Origin of the sequence: uncultured Chitinophaga sp. (assembly GCF_937874145.1) — a bacterium.
Classification (GTDB): domain Bacteria; phylum Bacteroidota; class Bacteroidia; order Chitinophagales; family Chitinophagaceae; genus Chitinophaga.
Window position 1 is genome coordinate 1 of record NZ_CALNBI010000053.1, and the last position, 5,018, is coordinate 5,018.

The following is a 5,018-nucleotide window of genomic DNA, read 5'->3' on the forward strand; positions in this document are numbered from 1 at the left end:
ATCATTAACTACTTGTTGCTGATATCCAGGTTGCGAACCTGCAGGCCTTAAAGCCGTATCATTTTCACTTTTGCAATCGTAAGAACTTTCTTCGTGAACCACCCTGTTTCGATGGGAGTGCAAAGGTAGAGATGTTTTTCATTCCGTCCAAATTTCTTCGAAGAATTTTTTCATCTTTTTTCGATGACCGCTTTCTTCCGAAAACCTTTGCCATCTTGCCTTTCAGCGATCCGGCGGACTATAAAAAACGATGTAAAGAACTGTGTTGTTTCGTTGTTGTTGGGGGCGCAAAGATAGCGAAAGTTTTTCCTTTCAACCAAATTTATTCTTTACTTTTTTTTCATGCAGTTCCGAAGATGTTATTCCTCTTTCCTGTAAGCCATATCCAGCCTGATTTTCAACTGAATAGATCCGTAAAGATGCCGTACAAAGAACTCGTTGTTTTCCGCGTTAACGGGACGCAAAGGTAGCGGGTTTTATTCTTTCTTTCCAAATGTTTTTCCTCACTTTTCGGGAGAAAAACACAGAAACAGCCATAGCAAAGGGTTTCCAGCTACAAACTTTTTCCCAGCACTCCCTCCGGATAATGCACGCGCATCAAACTCAACCCCTGCGGAGGCACCGCAAAATCCGCCAGCGTGCAGTCCCTCCCCTCAATCGCCGCACGGAACCCTTCCACCGAAAGCCGCTCCCGGCCTACCCGCAACATCGTTCCCACCATCCCACGCACCATCCCCCGCAGAAAACGGTTCGCACTCACGTTATAGACTATACGCCCATCCTCTTCCCGCCAAACCGACTCCCGGATCGTACAGTTAAACGTTTTCACCTGCGTGTTCCGCTTCGAAAACGTACTGAAATCCACATACTCCATCAGTATCCCCGCCGCTTCCTGCAACAGCCCCATATCCAGCCGGTACGGATAAAAATACCCGCGGTCCCGCAGAAACGGATCCTTCGATGTATATAACGTATACTCGTAAGAACGCCCCGTTGCCGCAAACCGGCTGTGCAAATCATCCGCCACCGGGTACACACCCCTCACCACGATATCCGGCGGAAGGATCGCGTTCATCTTATACACGAACTGCGGATGCAAAGGCTTCTCCAAATCGAAATGCAGGAAGTTCTGCCGCGCATGCACCCCCGCATCCGTACGGCTGGAACCCGTCGTTTCCACCGGCTCCCGCATCAGCACACTGATCCCGCGGTCGATCTCAGATTGCACCGTCAACGTTTTGTCCTGCACCTGGAACCCGCTGTAACGGGCGCCCATATAAGCTACTTCGATAAAATACCTGGCCATGATGCGCGAAAGTAGGGATTTTTAAAACGACAAATGGTGAACGGATACCTCCATTCACCATTCGCCAAATACTCTTCTATCTGTTACCGTTTCAACATCGCATTGAAACGCTTCTTGTAATAGTCGTCGGTCAGCAGGTCCGCCAGCTTCGCGAAGTTGTCGGAATCATACGTCCGCGCATAAGCTGCATCCATGAGCTGATAACGGTTTTCATCTCCCGAAATCAGCTGCGTAAGCGCTCTCACCTGGTCGGTGCTCACACAGGTATTTCGGGTGCCTTTGCGGAAGGCGTCCACCATATCCTCATCCGTTTTCCTGCTGTTCATGGTGCGCAGGAGCTTGCGGAAGGCATCCGTTTCCAGCACTTTCTGGCAGTCGCTGTTCACCATTTTCAGGTCGGTCTTCTTCTCTTCCGCCTTTTTAGGTTTCGCTTCAGCGGCACTCTCATGCCAGCCTTCGTTGGCGATGCTGTCGCGCGCCAATGCTTCGCGATCGGCCGCCTCGCGTTCCGCCTTGCGTTGCTGGCGGCGGGCTTCCCTAGCCGCTTTCGCATCAGCCTCTTCTTCTTTCTCCGAAGGAATAACTTCCACTGCGGGTACGGCTGCCGGAGCCGTAGCAGCGGGCGTTGTGGCCGGGGCGTTACCGAAGTCGATGAACTCGGGCTCGGGGCCTTCTTTCTTCTTTTTCTTCGCTTTCTTCGGCTTTTCTTCCGGCGCCTTCTCTTCAGCCGGAGCCGCTTCCTTCAGCGTTTCTTCCGCAGCCGGCGCCGCTTCCGCTTCCTTCAGCGCTTCATCCGCCGCCGCACGCTTCTCATCTTCCAGCACATCGCTCAGCAACGCTTTCTCTTCTTCCGTCAGCGGTTCGCGCTGGCCTTTCTTGCGCTTTTTGGGCTTCGGCGTTTCAGCCGCAGGTTGCGACAAATCCACAGGCGCCTCGGTTACCGCCGCGGGCTTGGGTTTGGGGATATCCATATCGGCAGGGCGATCATCCGTCACGATCCGGTCCAGCGATTCGGCGAAGCTATTTTTCTTTTTAGGTTCTGTTTTCCCGGTTTTGGCCACCGCCGGCGTAGTATCGGCAGGCATTTCGGCTTTGGGCGCTTCTTCCGCCAGGGGCTTCTCTTCCGCAGGCTGTTCGCCGGCAGGCTTTTCTTCCGCTGGTTTCTCTGCGGCCTTCTTTGCCAGAACGGCTTCCACGTCAGCCTGAACGTTGTTGATCAGTTCTTTCTGTTCCGCCGTAGCGCTTTCACTGGAAATACGCGTCACAGCCACGGCTTCCCCTTCCGGATTTTCCACCGGCTGGGCGCCCCCGGCCCCGGAGGACTTCAGGGAAGCGAACGTCTGCAGGTCGTACAGGGCCCAGTCCTGGTCGCCCGTATTCTTCAGCAGGTAGCCATAATCGCGGCCGCCGGCGAGGCGGATGGTGAATTGCTGTTCAGGGGCTCCTCCTTTCGGGAAGCCGATCGTCACGGGCCACTTGCCGGGTTCCATCCTGGGAAGGATGAGATACCCCTTCACGGAGGAGCTCAGCAGCTTGCCGCCGTCCAGCTTCACGTAAAAGGGCTGGTGCTTCTCGTGCTGTATATATACGAAATACGACGCATCCTGCGCAGCAAGGCCTGAGGCGATCAACAGGCTGCACGCCAGATACAACAGTTTTAGTTTGATTGAATGCATAATGAATGTCTGATACAAATATTATTCCAGCACAATGAGCACTTCGCCTTTTTCAACGGCTTTCCGCTCGGTAACCCTGATTTCCTTCACCACGGCATCCGCCGCAGACTTGAATACGTTCTCCATTTTCATGGCTTCCAGGATGAGGACGGGGTCCCCTTTCCGGATGGCCTGCCCCGGTTCCACGAGTATTTTCAGCACCATGCCGGGCATGGGCGCCTTGATGTCGTTCACTTTCCGGGCAGCCGCCTCGCTGAGCCCCATGGATGCCAGGAGGCGGTCCATCGGCCCCTCGAGCCCCACTTCATACACCGATTGCCCGATCCGGAGGGTAACGGTCTTTTCGGCCCGGTCGGCCCCGACCACTTCGGCCACGAAGCTCTTCCCGTCCATCAGGATGCTGAAACCGCCGGAAGGCAAGGGTTCCGCGCTCCAGGCAACGGGCTTCCCGTCGCACTCCGGAGCGCCGCTCGCGCCCGAAGGATTTATTTCATACGGCTTGCGGCCGTTCACAGTAGCTTTGATCATATAAAAATCATGTCCTATCTGTACAAAAATAACAATTTTAACCGCTTGCGTCGTTTTTGGGCCATTTGTTTAAATTTGACCCCTGCCCTCCGGGAGGGCGCTTATTTTTGAACAAATCGTTTTGCATGTATTTACCATCTACAAAAGTTCCGGCTATCCTGCTTGCCGGAATCGCCATGCTGGGCTTCTGCTCGCCTGTTTTCTCGCAAACAGGGGAAAGCAAAGAAGATCCGCTACTCAACATTTACCGGGCATCCCCCACCAAAATCAACAATGTAATCCACACCAAGCTCGATGTTCGCTTTGATTACGCCAAACGCCAGCTCATCGGCAAAGCGTGGATCACCCTCAAACCCCACTTTTATCCCACCGACAGCCTTACGCTCGACGCAAAAGGCATGGACATCCGGACCGTTTCCCTCGTTCAGACCGCCGGCGCCACCGTGCCCAAATTCCCGTCCGACGGGCAGCTGAAATCCGCGCGCACCACGCCCCTGCAGTACGAATACGACGGGAAGGCGATCCGCGTCAAACTCAACAAAACATACAGCAGCAACGATTCCTATATTGTATTTGTAGATTATACCGCCAAGCCCGACGAATGGAAATCCGAAGGCAGCGCGGCCATCACCGACGCCAAAGGCCTCTATTTCATCAACCCCGACGGCACAGATCCCAAAAAACCCATCCAGATCTGGACCCAGGGCGAAACCGAAGCCTCCTCGGTATGGTTCCCCACCATCGACAAAACCAACCAGCGCACCACCTCGGAGATCTCCATGACGGTCGACAAAAAGTACGTCACCCTCTCCAATGGCAAGCTGGTCAGCCAGAAGCCCAACGCCAACGGCACCCGTACCGACACCTGGCGCATGGAGCTCCCCCACGCCCCCTACCTCTTCATGATGGCCGTGGGCGACTTCGCCGTGGTGAAAGACAGCTGGCGCGGCAAAGAAGTTAACTATTACGTGGAAAAGGAATACGGCCCCCACGCCAAAGCCATCTTTGGCAATACGCCCGAAATGATGACGTTCTTCTCCAAAACGCTCGGCTACGATTACCCCTGGGTGAAATACAGCCAGATCGTAGTACGCGACTACGTTTCCGGCGCCATGGAAAACACCACCGCCTCCATTTTCGGTGATTTCGTGCAAAAGACCGACCGCGAATTGCTCGACGACGATGAGCGCCTCGGCGAAGCCGTTATTGCGCATGAGCTGTTCCACCACTGGTTCGGCGACCTCGCCACCTGCGAGTCCTGGAGCAACCTCACCATGAATGAGTCTTTTGCCGATTACAGCGAATACCTCTGGTTCGAGCACAAGTTCGGCAAAGACGCGGCCGACGAGCACGGGTACAATTCCATGCATAACTACATGGAATCCGCCCAGTACCGCGGCGACCATCACCTGGTGCGCTTCCATTACCACAGCCAGGAGGATATGTTCGACGCCATTACTTACCAGAAAGGCGGCCGCATCCTGCATATGCTCCGCAACTTCCTGGGC

The 5,018-nt window shown here is 54.6% G+C and carries 4 protein-coding genes; 1 reads left to right on the top strand and 3 read right to left on the bottom strand.

Annotation, left to right across the window (positions count from 1 at the left end):
- Positions 1 to 553: 553 nt before the first annotated feature.
- The 3 genes from truA to Q0510_RS02455 form a co-directional block, all read right to left on the bottom strand.
- Positions 554 to 1,306 (bottom strand): tRNA pseudouridine(38-40) synthase TruA, encoded by a 753-nt coding sequence (gene truA / locus Q0510_RS02445; protein ID WP_298707904.1) that lies wholly within the window; start codon positions 1,304 to 1,306, stop codon positions 554 to 556.
- 83 nt (positions 1,307 to 1,389) lie between these two features.
- On the bottom strand, positions 1,390 to 2,958 hold the full coding sequence (locus tag Q0510_RS02450) for a DUF4476 domain-containing protein (RefSeq protein WP_298707906.1): 1,569 nt from the start codon (positions 2,956 to 2,958) through the stop codon (positions 1,390 to 1,392).
- Between the two features lie 45 nt (positions 2,959 to 3,003).
- Positions 3,004 to 3,510 carry a biotin/lipoyl-containing protein gene (locus Q0510_RS02455; RefSeq protein ID WP_298707908.1) on the bottom strand — a complete coding sequence of 169 codons (507 nt, stop codon included), beginning with the start codon at positions 3,508 to 3,510 and terminating at the stop codon, positions 3,004 to 3,006.
- Positions 3,511 to 3,635: 125 nt separating this feature from the next.
- Between Q0510_RS02455 and Q0510_RS02460 the strand changes: the two genes are divergently transcribed.
- On the top strand, positions 3,636 to 5,018 hold a 1,383-nt coding region (locus Q0510_RS02460; protein WP_298707910.1), incomplete at its 3' end, for a M1 family metallopeptidase.